Source organism: Kaistella sp. (genome assembly GCF_032060305.1).
GTDB lineage: Bacteria > Bacteroidota > Bacteroidia > Flavobacteriales > Weeksellaceae > Kaistella > Kaistella yananensis.
Genome location: NZ_DAMBHK010000121.1, coordinates 1 through 3,449, shown reverse-complemented (window position 1 = coordinate 3,449; position 3,449 = coordinate 1). Strand labels below are relative to the sequence as shown.

Annotated in this window: 4 protein-coding genes; 3 read left to right on the top strand and 1 reads right to left on the bottom strand. The window is 37.9% G+C overall.

What is annotated here, in order from left to right:
- From V5N63_RS11425 to V5N63_RS11415, 3 genes are all read left to right on the top strand, one after another.
- Window positions 1–1,003 (top strand): DUF4153 domain-containing protein (locus V5N63_RS11425; protein WP_332034042.1); only part of this gene is annotated, 1,003 nt, incomplete at its 5' end.
- Window positions 1,000–1,500, top strand: a complete 501-nt coding sequence (locus V5N63_RS11420; protein WP_332034041.1) for a hypothetical protein — start codon at window positions 1,000–1,002, stop codon at window positions 1,498–1,500. The genes V5N63_RS11425 and V5N63_RS11420, both read left to right, overlap by 4 nt.
- An 89-nt stretch (window positions 1,501–1,589) precedes the next feature.
- Entirely contained in the window at window positions 1,590–2,099 is a 510-nt protein-coding gene (locus V5N63_RS11415; RefSeq protein ID WP_332034040.1) for a hypothetical protein, read from the top strand.
- A gap of 63 nt (window positions 2,100–2,162) precedes the next feature.
- On the opposite strand, the gene V5N63_RS11410 is transcribed toward V5N63_RS11415, so the two are convergent.
- Window positions 2,163–3,449 (bottom strand): protein-disulfide reductase DsbD family protein (locus tag V5N63_RS11410; RefSeq protein WP_332034039.1); only part of this gene is annotated, 1,287 nt, incomplete at its 5' end.

Sequence of the window (3,449 nt, the reverse complement as noted above, 5' to 3'; positions counted from 1 at the left end):
AAATACTTCTGAAACGGTGAAGAAACTGATCGCTATGTTTCTGATTCCTGCTTTTTTCGTAGTTGTATTTTTTGGAGTTTACGCTTTAGGAAGCGAACATTTTTCAGGTTTTTTTACCGGCTGGGAGTTCAATTTCGATCTCTGGCAGTTTATTGTTCTCGGAACACTTGGATTTTTTATTGCGTTTAATTTCTGGAATTTTAAAATTGAAAAATTCATCTTCAAGTTAAACCATCGACTCAAAAATGATTTTCTGAATGAGGATAAACACGTTCAAGACTCAAACTCTTTACTGGATATAGATTCGGAAAGAATGAGTGGGGTCATCTCATTTGCCGCACTCAATATTTTGCTGTTGGTTTTCATTTTCACTTTTAATTATGAACAGTTTGTTGAAATTCCCAAATCGGCCAGCCAACTTTCAGATGAAACTCACGACCGCGTCAATGCTGTTATTTTATCGATTGTAATGGCTGTTTTGGTGATTATGTTCTATTTTAAAGGTAAATTTAATTTCGATAATAAAGCTGGAATTTTAAAGCTCTTAGCTAAAATCTGGATATTTCTCAATGCTGTACTGGTCATTTCCGCTTTTGCTAAAAATTCTGAATACATCATCAGTCTAGGAATTACGTATAAAAGACTTGGCGTTTATGCCTTTCTGGCGCTTGCATTTATCGGGCTTATTCTTACTTTCATCAAAATAAAAAATCAGAAAACCAACGCATTTCTTTTTAATCATATGTCATGGTATTTTTATGGAACGGTTTTGGCCGCGTCCTTTATCAACTGGGGTAATTTGGCCACCATTTACAACATCAGAAATGAAAAAGGTAATTTTGATTTTCACAAAAGCCTGAATTACAATGATGAAATTCTCCTTAAAGTCTATCCAAATGAATTTGAAAAAACGAAAAAACCAACAGAAATTGCTAAAGAACAGAACAAAACTTTTCTTTCCAAAATTATTTATTATCAAACACTAAAACCTCAGAACCCATGAAAAAACTACTCCTGCTCGCGCCTATATTACTTTGGTCGTGCAATAAATCTGATTCTGTAAAAGAATCTACATCAAGTGTAGACACTCTTCAACAACGACCTGTGGAAAGAGATTCAGCGACGGAAGTTATAAAGGAGGTTCCAATGGGACGGCAGGGAATGATGAGGGAAGTTGAGGGCAATAAAATTATTAGAACTGTAGATGCACACCAGATTCCTTTCAGTATTGGCGAAGAATTTACGGAAGATGATCAGCAGTTTATCGTGAAAATTAAAAATTTCAGACAAAAAACTATTTCCGGAGAAGTAACGCCTGAAAATGCAGAAATGAATATCCGTTTCAATCAGATCAAACTACCGGATGGGACTTTCGACGGACCGTTTGGAAGACAGATTTCTTACACAGCAAAAAATGATGGAGAACTTTGGCTGATTATCGGGAAAAGTAATATGGCATCAGGTGAAACTAAGGGAAAATTTTCTGTAAGCATAAAGTAAATTTTAAAAAGTTGTCATAGTTAATCTTCTGTTAATTAATGAAGTTGGTATAGTTTCTGAATGAAAGATTTAAATCAAAATTTACTATTATGAAAAATTTATTTTTATCAACGGTTGTTGCTACAGCTACATTAGCGAGCTGTTCTACCGTTTCATCTATCTTACAGAACACATTTCCATACAATGCGACGGTTTTGGTAACTTCCGGTTCACCGGCAAATACCACTTTGTCTAATGTTTCGCCGGCGCAGAGCATCAATCAGCTTACTGGCGCGGGCGCTAATGTGAGAGATATAAGGGTTTCCAATGCGACAATGTCGGTTCCGAACAATACGAGTATGGGAATCTTCAAATCGGTAAAAGTTTATCTTTCGAATAACGGAAGTAATGAAGTTCTGGTTGCCTCCAGAGATGCCATCGGAGATAATGTCGGAAGTTCGCTGTCACTGGATGTAAATACTTCGCAGACTTTAGATAATATGATGAAATCGGGTGCGGTACAGGCAAGGGTTGTATATGTTTTAAAACAGTCTCCAACTTCAGATATTTCGCTGAAAACTTCGATAGGATTCAGCAGTGTTCCCGTAACAAATCCTTAATTTAGACTTTTAGATATACAAAATGTCCGCTCAAAAAGCGGACATTTTTTGATTTATTTGGTTTTATTTATTCTTTTTGAAGAATTCAATTCCGCAAGTCAGGAAATTTTTAAAATCTTCTTTCGGCATATAGCCCGAAACCGGTGTATTGATGACTTTTCCTTCCGGAGAAACCAATACATAATGCGGCTGAGAATTGTTATTAAAATTGATCTGTTGGAAAAGACTCCATTTGTCACCGATGGTTTTAATTTTTTTCTTCTGTCCGTTACCCATATCGATGGAAGTCTGTTCGTTTTCAGGCAAGAGTTCTTTATCATCAACGTAAAGCGAAGCCAGCACAACATCGTTCTGAAGAATCGGCAAAATATCGGGTTCGCTCCACACAAATTCCTCCATTTTTCGGCAGTTTTCGCAACCGTAACCGGTGAAGTCTATCAGAAGCGGTTTGTTTTCCTTTTTGGCCATTTCTATGGCTTCAAAATAATCGTGGGAAGGATGCATTCCTAAAATACCATCTTCTTCTTTATGAAGATAACTTACGTTTATTGGAGGCAGAATTCCACTTAAATGTTGCAGCGTAGGCCGTTCTGCCGGGAATAGTCCCTGAATCAGATAAATGATGAATCCAATTCCGAAGAATCCTATGATTTTTCTTGTTAAAGATATTTTAGGTTTTTTGTCATCATGCGGGAAGCGGATTTTCCCGAACAGATAAAGAACGAGTCCGATCGCAATTAAAATCCAGAGCGCAATGAAAAGTTCTCTTTTCAGGAAAAATGTTTTGGAGACCAAATCAGCTTTAGATAAGAATTTCAGTGCCAGCCCAAGTTCGATAAATCCTAAAACCACTTTCACAGTGTTCATCCAACCGCCGGATTTCGGTAAACTCTGCAACGCCTGTGGGAAGAGTGCTAAAAGTCCGAAAACAATCGCCCAGCTCAGTCCAAATCCAGCCAAAGCAAAAGTGAGCAGCATCGGTACGTTGGCGGATCCTGTCACCGCGCTTCCGAGTAGGCTTCCCAAAATTGGTCCGGTACATGAAAAAGATACAATAACCAGCGTCAGTGCCATGAAGAAAATTCCGATCAAGCCGCCGGCATCTTCCGCTTTCGAAGATTTATTTGCAATAGAGCTTGGCAGCGTGATGTCGTAGTATCCGAAGAAACTTCCGGCAAAGAAAATAAAGATCAGGAAGAACGTAACATTCAGCCAAACACTTGTAGAAATCTGGTTGAAAATATTCCCCGCAATCCCGTCAATAATATGAAAAGGAAGACTCAGCAATACGAAAATCAACAGAATAAAAAATCCGTAGATGAAAGCGTCGCGTTTTCCTTTTGCCTTGTC

Excerpts from the sequence above, each read along its gene's own strand:
- V5N63_RS11420 (WP_332034041.1), top strand. The coding sequence starts at position 1,000 with ATGAAAAAACTACTCCTGCTCGCGCCTATATTACTTTGGTCGTGCAAT.
- V5N63_RS11415 (WP_332034040.1), top strand. The coding sequence starts at position 1,590 with ATGAAAAATTTATTTTTATCAACGGTTGTTGCTACAGCTACATTAGCG.